General features: G+C 39.1%; 23 protein-coding genes. 11 read left to right on the forward strand and 12 right to left on the reverse strand.

Translation table 11 applies throughout. The features are described 5' to 3' along the window. Positions 1-71: 71 nt before the first annotated feature. The 6 genes from SAE01_RS23275 to SAE01_RS23300 all read right to left on the reverse strand — a co-directional run bounded on the left by SAE01_RS23275 (position 72) and on the right by SAE01_RS23300 (position 7781). Positions 72-323, reverse strand: a complete 252-nt coding sequence (locus tag SAE01_RS23275) for a hypothetical protein (RefSeq protein WP_147206241.1) — start codon at positions 321-323, stop codon at positions 72-74. 101 nt (positions 324-424) lie between these two features. Continuing rightward, complete coding sequence (locus SAE01_RS23280; protein ID WP_147206242.1) at positions 425-961, reverse strand: 5' nucleotidase, NT5C type; 537 nt, start codon at positions 959-961, stop codon at positions 425-427. Between the two features lie 210 nt (positions 962-1171). Beyond that, a complete protein-coding gene (locus SAE01_RS23285; protein WP_170234258.1) occupies positions 1172-1669 on the reverse strand; it encodes a DinB family protein in 498 nt (165 codons plus the stop codon). A 121-nt stretch (positions 1670-1790) separates the two neighbouring features. Further along, complete coding sequence (locus tag SAE01_RS23290; protein ID WP_147206243.1) at positions 1791-4358, reverse strand: DUF5686 and carboxypeptidase-like regulatory domain-containing protein; 2568 nt, start codon at positions 4356-4358, stop codon at positions 1791-1793. A 355-nt stretch (positions 4359-4713) separates the two neighbouring features. Beyond that, positions 4714-5154, reverse strand: a complete 441-nt coding sequence (locus SAE01_RS23295; protein WP_147206244.1) for a hypothetical protein — start codon at positions 5152-5154, stop codon at positions 4714-4716. 155 nt (positions 5155-5309) lie between these two features. Continuing rightward, positions 5310-7781, reverse strand: coding sequence for a M1 family aminopeptidase (locus SAE01_RS23300; protein ID WP_147206245.1), 2472 nt, complete (start codon positions 7779-7781; stop codon positions 5310-5312). A gap of 214 nt (positions 7782-7995) precedes the next feature. On the opposite strand from SAE01_RS23300, the gene SAE01_RS23305 reads away from it, so the two are divergent. Beyond that, on the forward strand, positions 7996-8691 hold the full coding sequence (locus SAE01_RS23305; RefSeq protein WP_147206246.1) for a hypothetical protein: 696 nt from the start codon (positions 7996-7998) through the stop codon (positions 8689-8691). A 55-nt stretch (positions 8692-8746) separates the two neighbouring features. Here SAE01_RS23305 and SAE01_RS23310 read toward each other — a convergent pair whose 3' ends face one another. Then, the gene (locus SAE01_RS23310; RefSeq protein WP_147206247.1) at positions 8747-9295 is read right to left on the reverse strand and encodes an ester cyclase; all 549 of its coding nucleotides are present in this window, start codon (positions 9293-9295) and stop codon (positions 8747-8749) included. A gap of 292 nt (positions 9296-9587) precedes the next feature. Between SAE01_RS23310 and SAE01_RS23315 the strand changes: the two genes are divergently transcribed. The 7 genes from SAE01_RS23315 (at position 9588) to SAE01_RS23345 (ending at position 18162) form a co-directional block, all read left to right on the forward strand. Further along, positions 9588-12707, forward strand: coding sequence for a SusC/RagA family TonB-linked outer membrane protein (locus tag SAE01_RS23315; RefSeq protein ID WP_147206248.1), 3120 nt, complete (start codon positions 9588-9590; stop codon positions 12705-12707). Positions 12708-12718: 11 nt separating this feature from the next. Next, complete coding sequence (locus SAE01_RS23320; protein ID WP_147206249.1) at positions 12719-14134, forward strand: SusD/RagB family nutrient-binding outer membrane lipoprotein; 1416 nt, start codon at positions 12719-12721, stop codon at positions 14132-14134. Positions 14135-14384: 250 nt separating this feature from the next. Continuing rightward, a complete protein-coding gene (trxA, locus tag SAE01_RS23325; RefSeq protein WP_147206250.1) occupies positions 14385-14702 on the forward strand; it encodes a thioredoxin in 318 nt (105 codons plus the stop codon). Positions 14703-14911: 209 nt separating this feature from the next. Next, complete coding sequence (locus tag SAE01_RS23330; protein WP_147206251.1) at positions 14912-15661, forward strand: DUF268 domain-containing protein; 750 nt, start codon at positions 14912-14914, stop codon at positions 15659-15661. Between the two features lie 15 nt (positions 15662-15676). Further along, on the forward strand, positions 15677-16375 hold the full coding sequence (locus SAE01_RS23335) for a class I SAM-dependent methyltransferase (protein WP_147206252.1): 699 nt from the start codon (positions 15677-15679) through the stop codon (positions 16373-16375). Positions 16376-16516: 141 nt separating this feature from the next. Beyond that, positions 16517-17293, forward strand: a complete 777-nt coding sequence (locus tag SAE01_RS23340) for an FkbM family methyltransferase (RefSeq protein WP_147206253.1) — start codon at positions 16517-16519, stop codon at positions 17291-17293. Then, positions 17290-18162, forward strand: coding sequence for an alpha-1,2-fucosyltransferase (locus SAE01_RS23345; protein WP_147206254.1), 873 nt, complete (start codon positions 17290-17292; stop codon positions 18160-18162). The genes SAE01_RS23340 and SAE01_RS23345 overlap by 4 nt, the downstream gene beginning before the upstream one ends. A gap of 13 nt (positions 18163-18175) precedes the next feature. Here SAE01_RS23345 and SAE01_RS23350 read toward each other — a convergent pair whose 3' ends face one another. Beyond that, positions 18176-19453, reverse strand: coding sequence for a nucleoside permease (locus tag SAE01_RS23350; RefSeq protein ID WP_147206255.1), 1278 nt, complete (start codon positions 19451-19453; stop codon positions 18176-18178). A gap of 233 nt (positions 19454-19686) precedes the next feature. On the opposite strand from SAE01_RS23350, the gene mqnE reads away from it, so the two are divergent. Beyond that, the gene (gene mqnE, locus SAE01_RS23355; protein ID WP_147206256.1) at positions 19687-20862 is read left to right on the forward strand and encodes an aminofutalosine synthase MqnE; all 1176 of its coding nucleotides are present in this window, start codon (positions 19687-19689) and stop codon (positions 20860-20862) included. A gap of 120 nt (positions 20863-20982) precedes the next feature. On the opposite strand, the gene SAE01_RS23360 is transcribed toward mqnE, so the two are convergent. Together SAE01_RS23360 and SAE01_RS23365 are read right to left on the reverse strand one after the other, a co-directional pair. Next, positions 20983-21882 carry a TraB/GumN family protein gene (locus SAE01_RS23360; protein ID WP_147206257.1) on the reverse strand — a complete coding sequence of 300 codons (900 nt, stop codon included), beginning with the start codon at positions 21880-21882 and terminating at the stop codon, positions 20983-20985. 326 nt (positions 21883-22208) lie between these two features. Beyond that, entirely contained in the window at positions 22209-23051 is an 843-nt protein-coding gene (locus SAE01_RS23365) for a DUF6089 family protein (protein ID WP_147206258.1), read from the reverse strand. 477 nt (positions 23052-23528) lie between these two features. On the opposite strand from SAE01_RS23365, the gene SAE01_RS23370 reads away from it, so the two are divergent. Continuing rightward, a complete protein-coding gene (locus SAE01_RS23370) occupies positions 23529-23891 on the forward strand; it encodes a hypothetical protein (protein WP_147206259.1) in 363 nt (120 codons plus the stop codon). Positions 23892-23938: 47 nt separating this feature from the next. On the opposite strand, the gene SAE01_RS23375 is transcribed toward SAE01_RS23370, so the two are convergent. Beyond that, positions 23939-24871, reverse strand: coding sequence for a serine hydrolase (locus SAE01_RS23375; protein ID WP_147206260.1), 933 nt, complete (start codon positions 24869-24871; stop codon positions 23939-23941). Between the two features lie 208 nt (positions 24872-25079). Here SAE01_RS23375 and SAE01_RS23380 point away from each other — a divergent pair, with 208 nt between their 5' ends. After that, on the forward strand, positions 25080-25691 hold the full coding sequence (locus SAE01_RS23380) for an HAD family hydrolase (RefSeq protein WP_147206261.1): 612 nt from the start codon (positions 25080-25082) through the stop codon (positions 25689-25691). 90 nt (positions 25692-25781) lie between these two features. Here SAE01_RS23380 and SAE01_RS25245 read toward each other — a convergent pair whose 3' ends face one another. Continuing rightward, positions 25782-25925 carry a PID-CTERM protein-sorting domain-containing protein gene (locus SAE01_RS25245; protein WP_371860481.1) on the reverse strand — a complete coding sequence of 48 codons (144 nt, stop codon included), beginning with the start codon at positions 25923-25925 and terminating at the stop codon, positions 25782-25784. Between the last annotated feature and the right edge of the window lie 10 nt (positions 25926-25935).

Here is a 25935-nt window from a genome sequence, read left to right on the forward strand (position 1 = left end):
CTAAAAATTACCTGCTCAGGCTAAAATGAAATAAGCTACAACGGTTGAATAAAAAGTGAGCTAAGTATGACTTACAGGCTAACAATACATCCAAACCTCGATAACAACATTTCATTTCTTAACGCCTGAACAGGTAATTTTCTTAACGCCTTTTTTCTGAGGTCGTCTCGAATACCTTCATTTTTAATGGTCGGGAGTTCATGAACATGGAAGCACGATAACAAATTTCGCAAAACGAGAGAAAGAAATAGTTTAACAACAGTTCTTGCATAAGAGACATCAGCCGGTTGGGTGCCGAGCGAAGCAATGGCATTCCGAAACATGCGCAGCAGTTTCGGAAACAAGCGGGTGGAGTCACGTTGCAAGAACGAAGCCCAGCGGCTTGAGCTTCGACAGAAAGCAAACACTATTTGCAAAAAAAGAACTAGACTTCTTCTTTCAAAAATTCAATAATTTCCTTCCAGTTATTTACTCTTCTATGATGGATAACTCCTACGTTGTGTCCTGCGGTAAACATGAGGGTGGTGCCTTTAAAAGTGTCGAGGTTTCTAACGTGATCATCTATCATGTAGTCGGTTCCAATAATGCTTTTGTCGCCGCAGAGAATGATATTCTTCCATGAGATAAAGGGAAAATGCTCTTGTAACCATTCATACTTCTCAATCAGTGATTGAGGAAATTCCATTGCCGCAGAAACAATGTAAACATCAAAATTTTTGGAGAGCTTAAGAACAGCTTCTTTAGCTCCTTCCATCACGGGTACTGAGCGAAAAAAACCGGGCGTGACTACATATTTTCTTACGGTGTTGCCTGGCAATCCTTCAGCTTCCGGCTTTCCTTCGAAAGCATCGAGCCCAACCCGAAGCCCGTAATCTCTTTCATACCATTTTATAAAATGCGATACTGTATCTGCTATTACCCCATCCATATCGATGGCTATTGTCCGTCTCTTTTTATCCATTTGCAAATTTTGAGAGCCGCAAAGATAAGTTTACAATAGAACAGCAAACCAGGCCGGTAGTTGAGGCTTTGAATGTTTTGAAGAGTGATTTTAATAAATGCTGAAGTACCGGTTTATTGTGAAGATGAAAGTAATGCGTCGCAACGATGACGCATTACTAACTAATGTTGGGACCAAAAAAGTTCAAGAAAGCTTTTTGTGCAGGCAATTTTAAAAGCTCTGTTCGTCCGCGCTTGGACCATAGCTGCCAGGGATAGGAATATTAAGTAAGCGCAGGTACACACCCAACTGCGCGCGGTGATGAATTGTTTGTGCAAACGAATGCCTGATAACCTCGTACTTTGTAAAGACCATATACACCTGCTCGCCGTTGCGTAACGTCCATTCAGGTAATAAGTCTTCTTCTTTAGCACTGCTTAAAGCCTCTCTTCCCTGCGAGTACGATTTTTCAAAAATCGCGAGTAAATCAGCTGAACTGCTAACAGGCGTTGGAGTATAATCCATCTTTGCGAAATCGAGCTCGCTACTGGTTAACGCCATTTGTACCCATGACGGCAATTCTGCAATGTGAACAGTAAGGGCGCTCATGACCATACTCCTTTCGTGTGGTTTCCAGTCGAACTTATCATCCGGTACCCGTTGAAGCATCTTTCTTGTAATGGCAGCTTCCTCTTCCATTTCTTTTAATAACAGTGGTATGATTTGCATAAAGGCTGTTTTTTGTCGTACAAAGAAAATTGATAGAATTTAAAACTCCGAGTCCTAAAAACAAGAGAGACCCGCGTTGCTGAACATAATATTTCTTTGAAAATGAGGTGCCGCTGTACCCTTATAGTTTGAACTGAAAACTACCAAATATTCCAAATTTACTCATAGGGATTGGCGTGGGGAAAGGAGACGGATTTGGGTTAGGACCAGGATTTACCATTCCCGGTGGAATTACTTGTGGAGGTGCAAAACGCCAGACTAAATCAATGCGTAAAAACCTGAAAATATTTTCCAACCCCGTTCCTAATTCGACATATGTCCTACCTCTTAAAGATCGCAATCGGTAATTTTCGTAATCCAGCCTATTGAGTCTCCTGTTTTCATCTGAAAGCGTTCCCTGCACCGCTTTTACGTTCCAAAACTGCCTCACACTTACTTTGCGCATAAAGGGCAACAGGTTCAATAATTTCTTATCGAAATTGTGCTCAAGGTTGATTCCTACAAATTGATCACTAAAATATTCAAACCTATTCATCAGGTTGAAAGCTTGCCTGTTGTAGTAGTAAATTTCGTTGCCCGGATGTAATTCAAGCAGCATAAATGGAAGTGGCCCTCCAAATATTTTTCCACTGTAGGCGTAATAGCTTACGTTGCCCCAACGTGGTATTCTAAACTTCTGGCTAATGGAAGCAGCCAATTTCTGGTAGCTGTAATCACTTCCGGTAACGCCTTGTAAACCTGTCGCGTACTTTAACTCATAAACAGGATTAAAACCTTTTAGCCTATGGGTTTTGCGGTGCGTGGTAATGCTCTTTTCACCCGGCGCATATCTTAACTTTAAACCTAACTCTGCGTTGATGATATCGCTTGCATTTTTTGATACTGAAGAACGATGCGGTAATGGTTGAAAAGTCTCGTAGTCACTTCGCGTAAAGGAAAGCTGGGTTGAAAATTTACTCTTCCACTCTTTAGTAATTGCTGCCTTTACTTCTTCGACCTGAATAAACTTCTGCCTGATGTTAGGTCGGCGAATTAATTGTGTAAACATGTTGTCCATCGATACATCTTCATCGTTGTATCTTCCTTTACCATTATCAAGATCATGGGTATAGGATGCAAAAACGGAGATGCCATTGCTTGCGGGAATTTTATAGTTAGCATCAACCTTCCCATGAAAAGTTTCCGTTTTCATGCCATAAGCGATGTACCCATGCATTAAAAGATTTTTACTGAATTTTTCTGTAGTGGCTAAATCAAAGCGCATCCGGAATTGTTCAAGCTGATTACCACTAAACCAACGAAACCACGGCCCTATTTCAATTTTACCAAACTTCTTTCGACCGTCTACTATAAACTCTGCAGCGTTTGTATACTTTTTAAATAATGGAAAACTTTTGAGTGTATCTATCAGCTTTAGCACTTTTAGTTCATTTTTCCCCAAGGGTTCAAGCCTTTTCGAATCCCAATAAACGTTACTGCGTTCTTTTGCGCTATCATCAATAATTACTTCTTCCTTCTGGCTGTTTTTCTTGAGTTCGTTATAAATGGAAGGATCATTGACGACAGTATTATTGTACATACTTGTCTTTCTACCAATGAACGATAATTTGTCTTTTTTAAGTGGTGAAATCTCCGCCACGAACTTATCCTTTGATAAAATCCATGTGCTGTCGTTGTACAACTTAAACTCCTGCACAATGCTTAATCTCTTTACGAAGTTTATGCTTGCTGTAGAAGAGGCATCCATTGAAATCCTTTTAATTGCCCACGTAGTGCTATGAATAAGACACTCGCCCGCAAAAGTGTTTTCCCCAGCTTGCAAGGGTGAGAAAAAGAGGTGGAAGTATTGCTGGTTATTGATGGTTTGGGTGTCAGCCGCCTGGTACCTGTAATACTTATCGCCAACGGAACTTAGAGGACTAATAAACTCCTTTCCGAAAATCATAATATAGTTGCTGTAACTATTGATCTTTTGATTAGCGCCACCCATGAACTGCAAAACCGTTTCATTTTTTATTCCCTTTGTAGATGCTGCCTTTATAATTTCACGCACCTTATGCGGGCTTTCGGTATAATAGTAATCAGAGATTGTTTCGGTAAAAAAGACGGGTAAGAAAGGTGTTTTCTCAGAGACACTATCAACGTTATCAAGTATAAAACCGAAAGGCTTTAAAAGTTTAATGTTGTTGAAACTATTGCGGTTGATATTGTTCAGATCGAGCTCGACTTTGTTGTAGAGTTCGTACTTGTATGTGTCGTATTTGTAGGGATCGTTGTTGGGTTTGTGGCTGACAATTCTTTGCCACCAGATAAGGCCTCGTTTTGACTTCGTTTTCACAACCACACCCTTGTCACTTTTTAAAACGCCTAGTTGAATATTGAGATGTAACGAATCTAATACAGCGTTAACGGGGATGGATTTAGTTTCAAAGCCAACGTATGTGACCAGTAATGTATCAGGCCGGCGGGCGGGAAGTGCTAACTTAAAATTGCCGATACTATCGGTTACAGTACCAAACCCTGCTTTCTTCCATTGCAGACTTGCGTAAGGAATTCTCTCGCGGGTAAAAGGATCAAGCACACTTCCGGAAACAATTTTTTGCTGAGCGGAAATATTTTGAAATACGAGAATAGAAATGAAAAAAAAATACATCTTAGCGGAAACAGAGACGTATTTGGTGAATTTCATTATGGCAAGCGGGGGTTTAAGAATGATCGTTAGAAAAGCAATTTAATAAAATGTTCATTTACAATTGTTTTTTGAGCCTAAAATATTAGACCAAAAGAAGGTGTTTCAACATTAAGAAGTAATACATAAAATGATTGGAGTGTATATAATTGATAGACGCTTAAAAAGAGGTTTCGGTTACAACTTGTATCTTTTAAATAATTGAAGAGTTCTTTTTTTCTATGAGCTTTTACATCGGGGTGTCTGTGTTGTATCAATGTCAAACCCATCAGTCCTGTCCATAGAAGTTTTGCATGATTTCAACTAATAAAAAAACCCGCGCTTGCGGGTTTTGAATAAAAACTATTGATGCTTTCTAATCAAAAGCTTTCTTAATGCTATCACCAAAGTCTTCAGCTTTGTCTTTCACTTTCTCCCAAAGGTTCTTGCCATCGTCTTTCACGTCTTCAGCTTTGTCTTCCATTTTGTCGCCAACACGATCTGCCTTGTCACCCAGGCGATCAGCAGAATTCTCTACACTATTGCTAAAATTACTCGACGTATTTCTTACGCCATCACTAAAATTATCTGCTGCATTTTCGGCCCTGTTGCCGAAACTATTGGCGCCACTACTTATGCTGCCGCCCAGGTTATCGGTAGCATTTTCGGCCCTGTCACCAAGGTTACTTGCTGCATTTCCTGCATTGCCTGCAAGGTTATCGGTAGCATTATCTACCCTTGATGCTCCCCTTGAAATATCATCACTCAAATTATCATTGAGATCTGACGTATTGTTTAAATCATTTGTTTGTGACATAATTTTTTTGATTTTAATATGACAAAATAATAGCAACCGTTAGATCAATTTTAAAATACATAAAAGAGATCCGCTCCAAACGATAAAACAACTATGCCACTATCGTATCTATATAAGAATCAAAATACGCGATACAGGTAATACTTCATCCACAGCTAGAAGCTTGAGGTAGTAGTTAGTTTGGATTTAATATAATTGAACTGCTCAACCATACCTGCTGCCTGCTTTTTCTGAGCTATGCTATTTAAAACACTATTTATCATTGGTTGCAAATGATAGAACCCGGGCAACGTTTCACGGAAGTCTACGATCATGTCGACTGCCTTATTTACCCTGTCTGTGTTTTGCAATCTTCCGATATAACCAGCCAGGTTTGAAAGCATAGATATTTTCTCACTGATGGAGGCTGCATCGAATTTGCCGGCGATAAAATCAAAATTACTTTCACCACCCAGACGACATAAAGTACTAATGATGGCTTGGTTAAGAGTACCTTTTGCAGTGTGAACGCTCAGCTTTTCCGCTTGTTTCAGTGCAGCTACACTATCTACATCACGCAAGGCAAACAAAGCTTCCCCTGCAATGCTGTAAGAAGAATCGGTAGTTGCGTTATAAAAGGTGGCTATGTTTTCAGGCTTCTTATATTTCCCTAACATTTCAATCGCCTTTGCACGAACCAAAGACTTTGGATCTTTTGAGGCAATATTTCTTATAATCGGTTCAAAGGTTTTCTTAACTACATTGTCGTGTATGTCTAACTTGCCAAGTGTTCGTATTCTTAAACTCTCAGCATTATCCTTTAATGCTGTTTGTAAAAAGCCTTGGGCCATTGCATCACTTTGATGAGCAGCAACTGAGTCTATCGCTTCTAGGCGGTCAACATAATTACCGGCATGTGTATACTGGTAAACAAACTCCTTTAAAGTTTTGTGGTCTTTCTTTTGCGCCACTAGCATCTTATCTCCATCAACGTTAATCAAATCAGGTTGAGCTGCTGAAGCAAAAGAAAAGGTGTCGCTCTTATTATTCATCCACACATTATAGCGCTTCTTTTGCGCCCCTTCGTAAACGTCAATTGCAAAGGGCAATTTAAAAGTTCTGCCGGGCTGGGTTTGAGTTACAAACACAGACGCTACCTTCTTTTCAGCATTGTAATTATAACTGATATCAAGTATAGGATGACCGCTTCCATAATACCACTGATTCCAGAACCAGTTTAAGTCTCTTCCTGTGACCTCTTCGAATGCGAGACGAAGGTTGGTAGCCTCGGCAGATTTGAACTTATTGTTGGTTAAATACAAATTGATCGATTTGAAAAAAGCACTATCACCAACATAATTTCTAAGCATGTTTAATATTGCTCCACCCTTTTCATAACTCACCTGGTCGAACATTTCAATCACAGAGTTGTAGCTGAAACGAACAAGGTTGTTAGTTGCATTTGCAGGTTGCGATAAGTAGGCCGCAATTCCTTTATAGTTCTGTTCTATGCCCGCATCCTTACCGTACTTATATTCATCCCACATCGTTTCGCCATAGTCCGCAAAAGACTCATTCACGGTCGTATTGCTCCAGCTTTCGGTGGTTACATAATCACCAAACCATTGATGAAACAATTCGTGGGCAATGACCCCTTCCCATGTATTGTCGTCTTTCAACTGCCTTGTGTCTTGCTGCACATCACTTCCATGCAACGTAGCAGAAGTGTTTTCCATAGCACCAAAAATGTATTCCCTTCCTGTTATTTGCGCGTACTTCGGCCACGGAAAATCAACGCCTGTAATCCTTGAATAATAGGCAATCATTTCAGGCGTCAATCCAAATATTTTTTCAGCAACACCAGCATATTCCTTCTCCACGTAATAACTTACTTCCTTGTTTTTGTACTTGTCTTTAACGATGGCGTAATCGCCGACCGCAAGAAACAGCAGGTAAGGTGCATGCGGAAGGTCCATCTTCCAGGTATCGGTTCGTGTGCCATCTGCGTTGTTCTTTTTACTGATGAGTAAGCCGTTGCTAAGCGTAACATACTTAGCGGGTACCGTCAGCGTAATTTCGTTGGTTGTTTTTTGGTTGGGCTTGTCAATGGTAGGAAACCAAATGGAGTTACCTTCTGTTTCGCCTTGCGTCCAAATTTGTTGTGGAGTATTCTTGTCTGTGCCTTTTGGATTAATAAAGTATAATCCCTTCAACCCTTCAAAAAGGCCTGGTGTACTTCCTTTAAATTCGTCTGGTTTCGAAATGTAGCTGATATATACAGTATAGTTTTCGTTAGCCCTATAAGCTTTGTCTAATTTAATATGCAGAGTAAGACCGTCATAAGTATGTTTTAAAGGAAGAAGTTTTCCGGCTTTTACCAAATGCACTTCGTTTATCTGCATTCCTTTAGCATCAAGATCTAAAGAGTCCGTTGAATAAAAATGAGGATGCACGGTCACCCACTCCTTTCCATACAACCATGATTTAGAATAGTCAAACTTCACGTCCAACTTGGTATGAACAAGGTCATTGATTTTCGTAGCGGTCGCAAAGTACTTTTCCGAGCCCGCATTTAAAATGGTAGTAGATGCTTGTGAAAACAATTGAGTAGAAAACAAAATCAGTAATGCAGCAATAAAAATCTTCATGGTGCCAGGCTAGTTTATTTGAGGTAGGTGCAATGGAAAAAAGTAAAATTAATATTATAAATGCACCGAGCTGAATAATAAGAAGCCAATATTGTTTAAACGTTTTTGATGCATTTTTCCATAACAACAGAACTTGTTAATACTACTTAACACGGCTACGCTTTTACTTAGTTTTGACCATCCTTTATAAATAAACCTGCTTTTACCAATTTTCATGAAAGTATTGTTATTTGTCTGTCTCTTTTGTTCGGCTGTTGCAAACGGGCAGGTTGCATACGTCTCCCCTACCGAATCTGTTATCCCTAATTCTGAAACTTTTCCGAATAGTACTTCGACTGATTTCCAGGGCAGAAAATTGTTTAAGAAAAATACGGGTATGATCATAGGCCTGCAACGGGGCAAGTATAATTCAATCGAATTGGGAGGCGAAGCTCATTGGAGAAAAATAAGTTTGCTTAAACCTCACATCATAGGTGCTACGGCTAACCTTGAATATAACTTTGAAAATAATGTTATCGGATATAAAGCAGGCATGTGGATGAAGAGGGGCAGGATAAACCTGACATACGGAGCGAACGTCAGCTACTTTACAAATTTCAAGGAAGGTAATCGATTTGGTTTCGGACCGTCCATTGGTTTTAGACTCCTGGGTTTGCATCTTATCAATGGCTATAATTTTCTTACGAAAGACAAGACTGAAGGCGATGACGTACCTATAGAGGTCAATTCGCTTTACATGTCGTTACGGTATTATTTCCCCGTGACGAATAGCTTTACCTGGGACAGAAAGACAATGAAGAAAAAAAGAGAACGGCAGAAAGCGCGTGCGGAACGTAAGAAAGAGAGAGAAAAGAATAAAGATGATGGCAAAAGCTTTTGGAACAAATTTAAGTTTGGTAAAAAAGACTAATTAAATAAAAAAGCCACCTACAATAGCAGGTAGCTTATATTCTTTTTTAATTAAATTATTTTCCAGGTCCCGCGGGAGCAAATAATGTCGACATCGATTGTACCGACCTATGTTCTTTAATTTTACCCTCGTCGTTGAAAGTAAAAATATCAACATCTTTTACTTTGAAGCTTTTTCCGGCAGTTTTCATTCCCATAAAATCGCCTTTAAATTTTCCGCTCCAATCTCCATAGATCATAACCTTATTTCCATCTGCTAACGCTTCAAGATTATCTCCCTTATAGTCCTGCACATTACTCATCCACATCTTCATGCCTGCTCTAATTGAGTCTAGCCCTTTCGTTGCGGGACCACTTCCATCATTATAATCTATTGCATCAGAAGCCATATTTTTAAAAGCTTCGTCGGGATTATTATTTATCACGGCTTTAGTAGCGTCCATCGCTACCTGTTTGTTCCTTTCTTCCTTGCCTTCGTCTGAGCTGGTACCAGGTGTAGAAACATTTGCGGCACTATCAGAATCGGGAGCGCCATTTTTAGTTCCTGTGTTACAAGCAGTCAGCAGTATCATTGAGCTACAAAAAGTAAACAATATCTTTTTCATTGTTTTGATTTTTAATGGTTTAATAGAGAGAAAGTAGAAACTAAAAACAAGAAATGCAAACACATTAGGATTGTAGTTGCATGACCAACAATGATAGGATTTCGATAAGGATATGAGTTTTAATAAGTGATGAAGAATATGAATTTGGTGCCCTGAGTCATCTCCCCATTGCACTTTAAGCTTTAAACCTTCTGAGCAGCATTTTTGATTTATACGATGTCAATAAAAAGCGTTGCACGCCATAGCTACATTTTTATTTAATTTCCCCATTCCAACTGTAAATTTTATACACATGAGAAAAAGAAAGCTCAAAGGGTTTTTACTATTATTTATTTTTCTTCCTTCACTGATCTTCGCGCAAACCCGGCAAATCACGGGAGTTATCACTAACCAAAACGGAGAGCCTGTATCATCAGCAACAGTTCTTCAAAAAGGAACACAAAATGGCGTTTCAGCTAACGAGCAAGGCGCCTTTTCAATTAGTGTAACTGGCAACAATCCAACCCTTGTTATCTCGTCAACAGGTTTCAATTCATATGAAGTTAAGGTTGGCGGCGAATCGAACTACAACGTTTCACTTACGCCTTCAGGCATGCTTGAGGAAGTTGTGGTGACAGCTTTAGGTATTTCGAGAGAAAAGAAAGCGTTAGGTTATGCTACGCAGGAAGTAAAGGCAGCAGATCTTTCGCGCAACCACCAGGCAAACCTGGTAAATGCATTGCAGGGAAAAGTAGCAGGCGTTACCATTTCAAGTGTAGGTGGCGGACCCGGTCAAGGAGCAAGCATTCGCATCAGAGGTATTAATTCTATAGATGTAACTCAGTCGAATGAACCTCTTTTTGTAATCGACGGAATAATACTCGACAACTCTACTTCAACTCTGGGCGCAGGCTCCGGATACAATGTTCGCACCGTAGGAAACCGTGCATCTGATATCAATCCAGAGGATATTGAGACAATTAATGTACTTAAAGGCGGAGCGGCTACAGCTTTATATGGCTTACGTGGTGCAAACGGAGTTGTGGTAATTACGACTAAGAAAGGAAAAGGTACCGGTGTAAGAGTAAATTTTAGTAGTACGTACGGTTTCGATAATATTAATAAAACACCTAAAATACAGCAAACCTACACGGCCGGAATTTTAGGAGTGTACACTCCAATCGGCCTTGGTCCGGCCTGGGGACCAACAATCGCTGAGGCGAAAGTGATCGACCCAACTCACCCTGACCAGTTGTTTGACAACTATAAACGTGCTTATAATACTGGGACACAAGCACGCAATTCTATCAATATGTCTGGCGGTTCTGAGGCAGTTAAATTCTTTTCTTCACTCTCCTATTTTGATCAAAAGGGCATGTTGCCTTTTACCAATTATAAAAACATTTCGGGCAGGTTGAATACTGATGTAAGAATTAGCTCAAAGCTTAAGTCTTCCATCAATATGAACTTCACTAACTCAGGAGGCGATCGTTATGATGCTGACAGGTTTGGTGAAAGCCTTACTTACTTTTCCGGCCGCTGGGATGTGAAGGATTACCTTAATCCTGACGGCACTCAACTTTGGCGCGGAACTAACAATCCTATTTATGGAGCTGCTACCAATCGTTTAAAAGATAATGTAAACCGTTTTGTGGGTGGTATTGCTCTTGCCTACACCCCTTTCTCCTGGCTTAACTTCAACTATCGTGTTGGCGGTGATACCTATTCTGAAAATCGCTTTCGTACCGCTCCCGGACTACGTGGTATTACAGGGGAGAGAACGTACGACAACGAAGAAGGCTTTGTAGGGGAATACAATACAAATTTTAGAGCGATCAATTCAACCTTTATTGCGACAATTTCTTCAAAACTAAGTAAAGACATTTCATCAACTTTACGTCTTGGACATGAGTTATTGGATAGAAAGACAACATCGAGAGGGGTACTTGGTTCTAAGCTAAATGTGTTTGATTGGTTTAACCTAAGAAATGCTGCAGTGCTGCAAGCAAATGATAACTCAAGTCAATACAGGTTAATGGGTATTTTCGGAGAAGCAACCTTTGATTACAAAAGCTATCTTTTCTTATCAGTCACAGGAAGAAACGATATTACTTCTTCGCTCCGTAAGCCAAACAATTCTTTCTTCTACCCTTCTGTCAGCTTAAGCTATTTGGTGTCGGAACATATCAATCTGCCTAAATACATTAGTAGTGCTAAAGCGAGAGTGTCTTATGCTAAGATTGGTAAAGACGCCTTGCCTTATAGTACTTCAACAGGGTATGGTGCTTATACCAGCCTACCTGCCGGAACTACCGGCTTTACAAGAGGATCTAACTTAGGTGATCCTAACCTGCGTCCCGAGTTTACCAATACAATAGAAGGTGGCTTGGAAATGAGTTTCTTCAATAACCGCTTAAGTTTTGATGCGACTTATTACCACTCTATTAGTAAAGACCAGATTATAAACGTGAACGTTTCTTCTGCCACAGGTTATGTGCGAGCCGCTGTTAATTCGGGTAGTATGCGTAACAAAGGTGTAGAACTTATACTTCGTGGTACTCCGGTAAAAACTTCTAATTTCTCATGGGATGCCAGTTTGAATTTTTCAGCTAACAGAAATAAGGTTCTTAGCATTCGTGAAGGACTTACTGAAATTCCTTACGGTGGAGCAAGTGGGGGTTATCTGAATTCGCCCGTAACTATGAAGCTTATTCCCGGCGAAGCTTATGGAAATATTTACGGTACGCACTTCGTTCGTTATTATGGATCAGGAAAGGAAGACCCTATAAGAACGGATAAATCGAAACCAATGGTTATTGGTGCAAACGGCTTCCCGCTTTTAGCTCCTGTTTCAAGCCAGAAACTTTTAGGTAATTCTCAGCCTGACTGGATAGGTGGATTGACTAATAGTTTTTCCTATAAAAATCTAACCCTCTCTACATTAATCGACGCTCGTTGGGGATTTGAAAAATTCAATCGCCTTGAGAACTTTTATGCAGCTTTCGGTATTGCTGATTACACAGCAGACCGAAGAGAATTTAAAGTGTTTGAAGGAGTACTGGCTGACGGAACACCTAATACAAAACGCGTTTGGTTGGGGCAGGCCACAGGACCTGATGGAGTTAATTATGGTGAAGGTTATTATCGCAATTACTATCGTGCTATCTCTGAACCATTTGTTCAGGATGCTTCATGGATCCGTTTGCGCTCAGCAAGTTTGGCTTATTCGCTTCCTGACGGATGGTTACATAAAAATGTAATTAAGAACGCAACGGTATCTGTTACAGGAAACAATTTATTTCTTCATACAAAATACTTTGGTCTCGATCCGGAATCTGTTTCCGCTGATGCCGGCAGCAATGTGGACGGGTCTGCAGGTTTCACCTATCCTGCTGCACGTTCATTTTTATTTACCCTTAATGTTGGTTTCTAAACAAGACAAATATGCGAAACAAATATAAATTCTTATTCTTCCTTATTCTCTCCGGTTTTGTTGGACTACAAGGCTGCAAAAAAGATTACTTCGATCTAAACAGCAATCCAAACCAGGTCACCACTCCCTCCCTGCCTTCATTATTGAGTACTGCTACTCACAAGACAGGTATTAATAATTTTAATGTAGGAAGTATTACTTCTAATTATGTTCAATACTTGGCCAATCCGTCTGCTGCCGCGGCGACAGACATTTACCAGGAAGTTGATAATACTGGTACCTGGGACGCTTTGTATTTTGCAATGGCTGATATCTCAGATCTTAAAAATTTAGCTATCCAACAGGGATCAAGTGAATACCTCGGTGTTGCAAATGTTTTGTTATCTTATCATGTCAGTCTTGTTACTGATATGTGGGGCGACGCACCTTTCTCCGATGCGTTTAATCTCAACACCCTTACGCCTAAATATGATTCCCAGGAAGAATTATATAAAACGAGTGTTGCTTTACTTGATTCTGCAATCACTCAATTAAGCAAAACAGATGCAACCATAAAACTTGCTGCAGGAAGTGATTTAATTCACGCGGGCTCGAGGCCAAAATGGCTGCAGACAGCTTATGCACTAAAAGCTCGGCTGTTGATTAAGGTTAGTAAGACAAGCAGTTATAATGCTTCAGCAGTACTGGCAGCGGTAGATAACTCCTATAAGTCTAACGCAGATGACGCAGGAATGTCATCCTTCCTGTTGAGAAATCCCTGGGCGCAGGTAGCAAGAAACAACGCAAGCCTTACACTAGGCGGCTGGCTATCAGAACAGTTTATTGACCAGCTAAACAGTACCACATATGGTGTCTTTGACCCAAGAATTAGAAAGATCACTGATCCTACTGTTACGGGAACGTTTATCGGTACCGTAAACGGTGCAGGCAATCGTCCTCCTGGAAATAATACTGTTAAAGACGAAAACTATGTCGCTATTAGTTCACCCTGGACAAGTGATGTTGCTCCCATCTTAATCGTGACTTATGCTGAAATTAAATTCATTGAGGCTGAGGCTGCCTTAGCAACCAATCCTACTCGCGCCTATGCGGCTTACCTTGCTGGCATTAACGCAAACATGGACAAGCTACAGGTGCCACTTGGCGCAGAGAGGACAGCTTACCTGGCTGCCGCTTCCGTTGGGGCCGCTAACTTAACTCGGGCAATGATTTTTAAAGAGAAATATGTGGCCACTTATCTTAACCCCGAAGCATGGAATGATGCCCGCCGTTTTGATTATGCTTATAAAGATTTTACGCTTCCCCAAAATGCCGCTCTTAATACTTTTATTAGGAGACTGGCGTACCCTACCGGTGAAAGAAGCAAGAATGGAAAAAATGTTCCCGGAGCGAACTCCCAGTCCGACAAGCTGTGGTGGGATAAGTAATTTTAGAATTTAACTAGTAAAAAAAACAGCCGGCAATGCCGGCTGTTTTTTTTACTACCCATATGCGAGAAGTTCACTGCTTTTTAATATTGGGAATGTTCTTATCAGTCATAAAACTGCCATAAAAGGTCAAATTAAGGTAGATGGAAAAGTCAAAAAAGCATATTTCCGGTATTGGCTGTAAATTTGTTTCTTCTTAGAAGTAGTAATAACTACAATTAAATTAAATCAAACTTTTAAAATATTTTTTATGGCTTTAGAATTCACAGACGCGAACTTTCAATCGACTGTTTTAGATAGCGATAAACTTACAGTAATAGATTTTTGGGCTGAATGGTGCGGACCTTGTCGCGCTATCGGACCTGTTGTAGAAGAGCTATCAAAAGAATACACAGGACGTGTAAACATAGGAAAAGTAAATGTTGACCAAAACCCAACATTAAGCGTTAACTATGGTATTACTTCTATTCCAGCTATTCTTTTTGTAAAAGGCGGTAAAGTAGTTGACAAACAAATCGGAGCCGTTCCGAAATCAGTTTTAGATAAGAAGATACAGTCTCATCTATAATATATTTTTTTAAGTAAAAGAGCAGGCATTATTGCCTGCTCTTTTTGTTTGTAGAATTTTCTGATTTATCCGTCAGACGGACCAAGTTTATCTATAACTATTTTATCTCTCCATACCATGCTTTTTTAGTTTCAACCTTTATAGGCCAAAAACTAAACTTCAAAAAAGAATTGTTTTGCCTTTATTTTTGACAGAAACACGGCCAAGTAATGTATTTAAAAAATCATACAGTTCAACTCGCGAAGGACATTCTTATTCGCTTTCCTAAAAAGATTGCACGTTCCTTTGAGTTCCTTTCAGAACTACGCCGTTTCAGGAAAAACAACGACAATCGCTTTTCTGTCTCCTCTAAAAACATTTATCCCTGCCTTACCGACAAGATAAAACAAACACCTTTTGATCATCACTACATCTATCACCCAGCCTGGGCAGCCCGAATTTTAGCGAAAACAAAACCTGATTACCATGTTGATTTCTCGTCTATATTAAGTTTCGGTTCTATTGTGTCAGCATTTATACCTGTCAAATTCTATGATTATCGCCCCGCTAATCTGGAACTCACCAACTGGGAGTCTGGATTTGCCGATTTGAATACTTTACCTTTTCAGACAGACTCTCAGCCTTCTATTTCGTGTATGCACACTGTTGAACATATTGGGCTGGGCAGATATGGAGATCCATTAGATCCGAAAGGCGATTTGAAAGCAATTTCCGAGTTAAAAAGGATAGTAAAACCAGGTGGAGATCTTTTATTTGCGACTCCCGTAGGAAGATCGAGAATAGAGTTTAACGCACACAGAATCTATAGTTATGAACAAATTCTGGACTACTTTTCCCCTTTGCAGTTAATTGAGTTTTCCTTGATCCCGGATGCCGGCGGCTTAATCGCGAATGCAAACCCTCAACTGGTGGGCGAACAGAATTATGGTTGTGGCTGTTTTTGGTTTAAAAAGGTATAAACCTATTATATTACTATGTTTAAAATTGGGACAACAAACGAGTCTAATCGCGTTGATTGGATTGAACAAACTTTAAAAAGGATACCTGCCGGTTTAACGATATTAGATGCAGGTGCAGGGGAAAGTCAATTTAAAAAATTTTGTAAACACTTAAATTATATCGCGCAGGATTTTGGGAAATACGAAGGAGTGGGTGATGTAGGTCTACAAACTGGCACTTGGGACAATTCAAAGCTTGACATTGTTTCTGATATAACGAGTATTCCCCGGCCAGACGCAACTTTTGATGCTATCATGTGCACGGAAGTGTTCGAACATGTTCCTGACCCGGTTGCCGCTTTCAAAGAACTAAATCGTTTATTAAAACCAGGGGGCTACCTCTTGGTTACAGCACCTTTTACCAGCCTAACTCACTTTGCGCCCTATCACTTTGCCTCGGGGTTCAACCGTTTTTTTTATGAACATCATTTAAAAAACTTCGGCTACGAAATATTAGACTTAAGAATGAATGGAAATTACTTTGAACATTTAGGACAGGAAATAAGAAGAATTAAAAGAATGGCAAAAGAATATGCAGGAATAAAAATATCCTTCTTTGATAAAATTCTAACCCATTTACTATTACTGAGGCTTCAACACTTTTCGGCAAAAGGTGACAGTTCGAATGAAATGTTGGCTCATGGGATTCATGTATTCGCTCAGAAGCATAATTAAGTTTTTTAATAACATTATCAAGGAGAGGAAAAAAAGTAGTAGCGATAATTCATCTGTTAATCCAACAGATTATTGTCTTCATTTCTTCGAAAAATTTATCTTTTGTACTAAAGGTGCTCTTAACTATAAAAATCATAGTCTATGGCACGATTAAGACAACTAATAAAGGATCAAATATTTTCCTCCTTAAAAAGATATCGGCAGAGAAAGTTTGAGAAAGATCAAAAAGATCTTGAAGAAAAGCTTCTTCCTTTACGCATCAATTTTTACCGGCAATTTCTAAAAGAAGGTGACCTTGTGTTTGACGTAGGAGCAAATGTAGGAAATCGAGTGCGAGCATTTCTAGAGTGTGGTGCAAAAGTAGTTGCGATCGAACCTCAGCCATCGTGTGTAGAAATTCTAAAAACTAATTTCGGAAATAAAATACAGATCGAAAATGTAGGGCTAAGCGAAGACATTGGAGAGTTAGAAATGCTAATATCAAATGACAGCACTATATCAACCTTTAGCGAGGACTTTGCAAAAAGGACTAAAAACCGCTTTAAGTTTAGTAGGTGGGAGCGCACTATTAAGGTGCCCGTTTTAACACTAGAGACACTTATTAAAAAATATGGCAACCCGCGCTTTTGCAAAATAGACGTTGAGGGATTTGAGTTGCAAGTTCTGAAAGGACTTAAAAGCAAAATACCCCTCATGTCTATTGAATACTGCGTGCCTGAAATGCAGGAACAGAATTTAGAATGCTTAAACTATCTGAATACACTTTCACCTGCAGCCGTTTATAATTACAGCATCGGCGAGTCAATGCGTTTGGAGTTGCAAGAATGGAAGAATTATGAGGAGTTTACTGACATAGTTAAGACAACTAGCTTTATCAATACATCTTTTGGTGACATTTATATCAAAACGCAGTTATGATAATCGTCCAGCTGAAAGGCGGTCTTGGAAACCAGTTGTTTCAATACGCAGCAGGCTTAAGCCTGGCGACGCATCATGGGGTGGATGTAAAGGTTGATCTCACAGAACTACGACAACCGGATGAAGAAATAGGGACGTTAAGGGCTTACGAACTAAACAATATAAGCCGGCCTCCTGCTATTGCATCGTACGAGGAAATTGAAAACATTCAAAAGCAAAATGTTTTTAAGAAATACCTGGAGAAAGTAAGTCCTTCACATAAGCGAACTATCTACAATGAGAAGCAATTGCTGTTTGACAACAATTTTTTTAATAGTGGAAGTCATATTTACTTAAAAGGATACAGGCAAAGCGAGAAATATTTCAAGCACATTGAAAATATTGTGCGACACGATTTCGAATTGAAGCATGAGTTGGTTGCGAATGTAAAAGCCTCTGCAGAACAATTTAGCTCAATCAATAGTGTTTCGATCCATGTGAGAAGAGGAGATTATACAAATAACGCCGTTAAAGAATATCATGGCAGTTTAGACAAAGACTATTATCAACACTCAATTGACAAGATTTCTTCCATCACAAAAGACCCTATTTTTTTTATTTTTTCAGATGATATCAATTGGGTGAAAAGCAATTTAAAGTTTACGAAGACTGTAAAATTTGTTTCAGGCACCATATCAAAAAATCACTACGAAGACTTCTATCTCATGAGTCGGTGCAAGCATAACATCATTGCCAACAGTTCTTTTAGCTGGTGGGCCTCATGGCTTAATCCCAATCCAAATAAAATGGTTATTGCTCCTAAACGGTGGTTTAATAATACCCGGTTAAATACGAGGGATTTAATACCTGAAGGATGGCATAAACTATAAGTATATGAACATGCTATTCTACTGTAAGCAGCGGTTCGGGATGAGCTGTCTTTATCTCGCTTGGATTATGCTTGTGCTTAAATAGCACAATAAATAATATGGCAATTACTAAAGCGTATAGGGCAAAACAAATCCAGATGCTGTGCCATTCTTTAGTGTTATCTGGGTTTGTAAAATACTTCTGAATAATAATCCCGCTTAAAGAACTACCGAGCACTGCTCCAAATCCATTCGTCATCATCATAAACAAACCTTGTGCGCTGGCCCTAATAGCAGGATCTGTTTGAGTTTCGACGAATAAAGAACCTGAAATATTGAAAAAGTCAAACGCCATCCCATAGACTATACACGATAAAATAATCATCCATAATCCATCTCCCGGATTTCCATATGCAAAAAGGCCAAACCTTAGAACCCAGGCAATCATACTAAAAAACATTACTTGCTTGATCCCAAATCTTCTTAGGAAAAAAGGAATGGCCAGAATGAACAGCGTTTCAGAGATCTGGGAGATTGACATTATGATTGCAGGATATTTGACGGCTATAGTTTCTTTATAAACATCTACAGTAGCAAAGTCATGCAAGAAAGTATCTCCATAAGCATTAGTCAACTGAAGCGCTGCTCCCAGTAACATGGCAAACAAAAAGAAGATCGCCATTTTGGAATTTCTAAATAGCTTAAAAGAATGCAGCCCTAAAGCATCAAACAAAGTTTTGTTTTCATGCTTTCCTAATTGCGGCGGACATTTTGGTAATGTGAAAGAATACAAACCAAGTACGAATGAAGCGGCAGAAGCGACATAAAACTGGCTCGCAGAAGTTTCTATATGAAGCAGGCTAACTACCCAAAGTGCAACTATAAATCCAACGGTTCCCCATACTCTTACAGGTGGATAATCTTTTACAACATCTCCTCCCCTGCTCTTCAAGACCGAGTAGGCAACTGCAATTGATAACGCAAGGGTAGGCATATAAAACATCATGTTTAAAAGCATGACCCAAAACATGGTTCCAGGGTCATTAACCATAGGTACGGTAAAAAGCACAACTCCACCAAGGATATGAAGTAAGCCATATAATTTTTCTGCATTAACCCACTTGTCGGCAACGATGCCCATAATGGAAGGCATAAATATAGCTGCAATGCCCATCGTCGAAAAGATAGCGCCGAACTGTGCGCCCGACCATTGTTTGGTTTGAAACCAATATGCGCCAATTGTTATCAACCAAGAGCCCCATATAAAGAACTGTAGAAAACTCATAAATATGAGGCGCAACTTAATACTCATGCAGGATTATTTAAAACTGGAAGATAAGAAATAGCAACAAGCCACACTTTAAGGTTTGAAGCTTTTTTGAGTGAATTTGCTGTTGCAGCAAAATGTTTTAAAATGATATTTGTTGTCGATAACTTAAAACTTATAATTAAAGGCTTAAACCTTTGCCTTACAAATTTTACCGTTGCGCTTTGTGATATCCACTATTATTAATGGTGTAAATTTGTGCCTTAATATTGTTTCAAATGTTGGCTAGTCACTCTCCTATTGAACATCTTATTTCCTCAGAAGAAAATAAAGACCTGAAAAATATTGGTGAAAAGATTTTAAATAAGCAAAGAATAACTTTTGATGATGGCGTATTGTTATTTGAGCAAGCATCGCTCTCTTATGTTGGTGCTCTTGCAAACTGGGTAAGAGAAGATCTGCACGGAAACAAAACTTACTTCAATCGTAACTTTCATATCGAGCCTACTAACATCTGCGTCTTCTCCTGTAACTTCTGTTCGTACTCGAGGCTTTATGCCCATCGGGAAGAAGGTTGGGAATTAGGCGTAAATGACATGCTTAACATCGTAAAAAAGTATGACGGGCAGCCAGTAACAGAAGTACACATTGTTGGTGGCGTTCATCCAAAAATGGACCTTTCATTTTTTACGAATGTTATACGTGAAATAAAAAATCATCGCCCTGATTTACATGTAAAAGGTTTCACCCCTGTGGAGTTAGATTACATGTTTAGAAAAGCGAAAGTGACTACCGAAGAAGGGCTAAGCAGAATGAAGGAAGCAGGCTTGCAATCTTTGCCAGGTGGTGGTGCAGAAATCTTTCATCCTGAAATCAGGTCACAAATATGCGACGACAAAGTGGATGCAGAGGGGTGGCTTCGTATACATAAGGCAGCACATTTAATGGGAATTCAAAGTAACGCGACCATGCTTTACGGCCATATTGAGAAGTTCTGGCATAGGGTCGATCATATGGAGAGACTGCGGCAGTTACAGGATGAAACACATGGTTTCAATACATTTATCCCCCTAAAATTTAGGAACCGCGATAACGCTATGAGCAACGTCGCGGAAAGCAGCATTGTCGAAGACATGAGGATGTATGCAATTGCACGCTTGTACATGGACAACTTCCCTCATTTAAAAGCCTACTGGCCTATGCTTGGACGACAAAATGCACAACTCGCATTGTCGTTCGGGGTAAATGATATTGATGGTACAATTGACGATTCTACTAAAATCTATTCTATGGCAGGCAGCGAAGAGCAGACGCCGACAATGAGTACGAAAGAGTTGGTTACGCTTATTAAACAGGTGAAAAGAGAACCTGTAGAAAGGGATACTTTATATAACGTTATAAAAAATTACAGCGAAGTAGGCACTGAGCTAGAAGTGGATCCTCAGTTAAATTAGTTTGCATCTTTTAACAAGGGTTATTAAACGAGGATAAGTTCTTCTAAATAACCCTTGTTGTTTAATGCCAATATCCACAAATTTTCTTTGATCAGTTTTGAAATCTCCTGTCAACGGAGGTCACTTTTTATTTGCAAGTGGCCTTACTGAATAACCTGCCGCTCTTAATAATTGCAACACTCCTTTTTGTCCACCCAGATGTCCTGCGCCAACAGCAAATAATGTTGACTTCTCTTTTGCAATTGCGGGAAACCTATCAACCCAATTATAGTTCCTTTTAAATAGAAGCAAGTCCATATAATTGCCAATGCTATTTTCTTCACTAACACTTAAAGTATATAGTTTCTCAATATCCTGCTCTTTATACACCCGAAGCATTTCATACATTGCCTTTCGGTTTTTTTCCAAACTGTCAATTGACTTTACAAGATCCCTCGCCTGGTCTTCGTAAGGAATACTATCAAAAATGCTGCTTTGAAAAGCAACTGTCTCCAGCCCTTTTGTTTCTTTCTTTTCTCTGTATGCTTCGTCAATAATTTTAATCTCTAATCCATTCTTTCTTTCACATGGCAACAAGAGTTCAAACAAGCTGGCGGAGATCATCAACGGAGGTTGCAGCTCTAAAACAGAAAAAGGGATGGAAGGCTGAAACTTTTCGAAGAAATCTTTTATCCTGTTATAATCATTTAAACTAAGAGACGAATGTAGCGTTTGCCCGTTTTTACTTCTCAACTCTAAGATGCCTGCCAGGAGTTCTGATGCATTATCCAAATCAACCTCGAGATAAACTTGATCAACGTTTTTTATAAGTGATTTTATTGTTTCAGTTAATTCGGCATCTTCTGCACACATCAGGTGCATTGTTCCAAAAAAATAAGATGGTTTGGGCAAGTCGTTACCAGATATTTCCCAAAGCAAGCTTTTGTTATTTGGAGCAGTTTTCAAAGAGTTGTGGTTTTTACAGGATAAAAATGAATTCAATGATAAAAGTGAAAAGACTGCTGCTATATACTTTTTCATTTTTTTCTATGAAGTTAGCAGAGCAGTAGAAACTGGCATGATTTTGTAAATATTATTCATGTTTTTTAAGGGTTTAGGGTTGAAAAGGAGGCTCAATTCTTTGAGCCTCTTACTTTTTTTAAGACCTTTTCCATACAATCTTTCATCTTTTATCCCGCTTCTCCTTCCTTCCGTATTTCTTCTAAGATTTCTCGTTGTATTTAAGGTGGATCAACAGATGCCCGGAAGTAACTATGTAGGTACTTTTAAATTTCTTGCCTGGGTAATATATTCTCCGCCTTTATTACTGATGTAGAAAAAAAGCCCCGATAGGAGCTTATCTGTTTTTAAAACTTAGGCGGGCAGTTTAACCCTCTTCGTCCTCCACCTCCTGAGCTTGATGAATTGATTCTAAAATCAAGTCTAAACAAACCAAAGTAATAGAAGTCGTTTACTTTATGATTACCTCGTTTTGCCCCAAATTCCGGATAAGGCGTAGGATTATCTTTTAACTCATCGCCCCTAAAAGCAAAATCTACTGCTGTCTGTCCCCTTTCATTTAACAACGTATTCCTGTCGATATAAACATTGCTCACGTCATCCAAATAATCAGTTCTTAATACTCTTAGTCCTAACTCAAAACCTACATGTAGGTCATCGGACAAAGCGTACTTTACTCCACCTCCAATAGGAACAGTGAGATCGGTTCTTTTATAATCCTTTTTACCAGGAAAAAAACCTTGACCCTCTGTACTTAAGGGTGCCAAGAAGACCTTGTTTCCTACAGCATCGAAAGTATAGGGGCTGAAATGAAAAATTCCGATTCCACCAAAAGCATAAGGGGTAAATTTATGGTCATTAAGACTAAAAAGATTGTACTCTCCCAACAAGGACAGCTCGTAAATACGACTCGTGAAATTTAGATTCCTTGCTAGCAAATCTGGTTTTTTACTACGCTTATCATCAGCACCAACAGAAGCGATAATTCCGTCAATCCGTCCCACGAAGTGATCAGTAATATCATAGGTTAATCCCGCTCCAATGGCTCCCTTCGCTTGTTGAAGCGTAATTCTTTTTGGCTGAAGGTCCCCGTTGTAGTTAGAAAACCCGCCTAACAAATGAAGTCGGAGTGGCTGACCAATTGCTATAACGGCAATGAAAGTTAGGATTACTGAAAAAAGCAATTTCATTTAAATGATTTGAAATATTAAACAATAAACGCCGGTAGTGTAAAAAGTATATTTCAAATAACAGGCTTTTTTAGTTTCGCAATTGTTCTCAAAAATCGTACTCCTAATTTCCAAATATCCAACAATTATAAAACATAAGATTTTTGCGAGAACTACCATCAATGTAAGGAAGGAATAATTTGTGTAATAACACTATGAATGCCTTCTACTAGAATAAAGAAAACGCTTGCAAATAGTTGAAAATCAATAAAAGTAGAAGTTCTTTAACCAAAGCACGTTTAAAATCGCCGCTAACACAGTAATGTTAAACATTCTTTAACAAGGTAAACAATATTAGAAACGATCAGAAGCTGAGATATAAAAGGGCTAGAGAAGAGAAAAGAACGCTATTCAATAACAATGTTCTTGACAATAAATTTAGCGATAGGTAAAAATATTAACTTACATCAACTCTCCGAAATGCATCAAATACGACATATGAAAACTCTATTGATTGGTCTATGTGCTTTATCGTTTTCAATTTCAGCTTATTCTCAAAAAGAAATAAAAGTTGAAGAAGCAAAAGACAACATAGGTGATACGGTAAAGGTTTGCACGAAAATTTTTGATACTAATTTCGAGGAGAATGCTAAAGGCAGTCCAACTTATTTATTTACTTCTTCCCATAATCCTAACGCCACACTCACCTTTATTATTTGGGGCGAAAAAAGGAAGTTTTTTGATTACAAACCCGAGAAAGATTTGAAAGAAAGAGGTGTGTGTGTAACAGGCAAAGTAGAGCTTTTGAAAGAAAAGCCAGTGATAGTGATCGATAAGCAGAACCAGATAGACATAAAATAAGTTACAATCAAAGTTTCCGTAATAAGCTTATAGTAGCTTAGAGTTTTTTATTCATTCAGCATATATTTCTCAATCCCCATTGGTGGTTGCCATTTACTTTCAGGCTCGTAATAATTCCATAACAAAGCAGATACTTTTCTTATTAGTGTCCAAGCTTCGTTGCCGGGCTTCCAACTTTGATCTTTTAAATTTTTGGTAATGATGCTAAAAACATAATTACCATGGGGTGCATTTACAAAGACAGTTTCAGAACGCGAGTCATCAACGGCACCCTGCTTGGATGTGGAACGAATATGAGGCGGTATTTGTGATAAGGCACTTTCATCCCAATAGATCCGCGCAAGATTTCGCGACATTCTTTCGCTTGCCGCTTTGCTCACTGCTTTGCCTTCCTCAATCATTGTAAAAAGCTGGCACATTTCCCTGGGAGTTGTAACTCCCCATCCAAAAGTTTTTCTCATTGCTTCCCTACCTGCAACCCTTGAATTTACCCTGGTGTTCACGAACCCATTTTGCTGCAACCAATTGTTGATGTATTCTCCCCCTACCAACTTCTGCAGCCAGAGACTTGCAGTGTTATCACTCATAGTGATCATCAATAATGCGACTTTACTTAGTTGAATTGTATCTCCATCTTTAAAAGAACCTAAAATATCTTCACCAGGATATAAAAGAGAGTCTTTATAAACTAACTTCTGATTGTATTGCAGTTCACCCTTTTCAATCTTGTCCATCAGACCGCATTGAATACTAACTTTAATCATACTAGCTGTAGGAAATAATGTATCGGCATTAATGGCGACCGTCTTACCGGTTTTAAGGTTTTGAACATAGATACCTGCACGGCCATTAAAACTACCAACGAGTTCCTGCAGTTTAACTGCTAGCTTCTTATCAGTTTGAGCAAAACCTTGTTTTAAAAATAAAAATTGAACGACGAAAAACACCAACGACTTAATTATATATCTAAATGTCTGCATATTTAAAACTGTTAACTTCGTGCTCGTGGGCAAGATCAGTGTACGGTTGAGTGAGTTTAAAAGGTTACATCAAAAGTAAGCGATGACAGATTACGCTGAGCGGCTAACCTGGTTTAGACCATTTAGGGAGTTATTTCGTAAAGCCGCTAAATATTCTATTTGACGAACACATTTTCCAAATAAATCAACACCAATTATATCTAACACTATGGGTAAAAATCCTTTCAAAATTATGTTTCTTGATGTTGGCGGCGTGCTGTTAACAAATGGTTGGGGACATGACTCGCGACAAAAAGCAGCAGCAGAGTTTGGGATTGATTTCATGGAAATGGAAGCCAAACACAACTTCATTTTCAACGTTTACGAAATCGGAAGAATTACATTGGATGAATATTTGGATATTGTTGTCTTTGATAAAACACGTGTTTTTACACGAGAAGATTTTAAAGCGTTTATGTTTTCACGCTCCGTTGAATTGACGGGTATGCTTAGCTGGCTGATCGAATTAAAAAAGAACAACAGTAATTTAAAAATTGTTTCTATAAATAATGAAGGAAAGGAGTTGAATGATTATAGGGTGAAGAAGTTTCAGTTACACAACTGCTTCGATGCTTTTATTTCTTCCTGCGAGGTAGGGATGCGTAAGCCAGACCCTGGAATTTTTCGTTTGGCTTTAGGAGTTGTTCAAGCCGCCCCTAACGAATGTATTTATTTTGACGATCGCATTTATCTGGTCGATGCCGCACAACGCCTTGGTATTAGAGGATACCATCACCTTGGCTTTGAGTCTTCGAAAAAGATTATCGAAGATTTGATGTGATGCACATATCAGATAAGTCGTTTGACATAGGGACAAAAAAAGGTAGGAAATCTTTTCCTACCTTTTTTTAATGATGGTGTAGTACTGACCCTAATGTTTTTTCTCTTCTGCATTTTTCTTTCTCTTTTCATATCCTTTTTTTGCTACGTAACCTACTCCTGCTGCCAGCAATATAGAGAGGCCTCCGTCAATGGGAACATCCGGGTCGCCTCCGGGGCTGGGCTGTGCATGCACTGCAAGAGGG

It is taken from the genome of Segetibacter aerophilus, assembly GCF_007991655.1.
Classification (GTDB): Bacteria; Bacteroidota; Bacteroidia; order Chitinophagales; family Chitinophagaceae; genus Segetibacter; species Segetibacter aerophilus.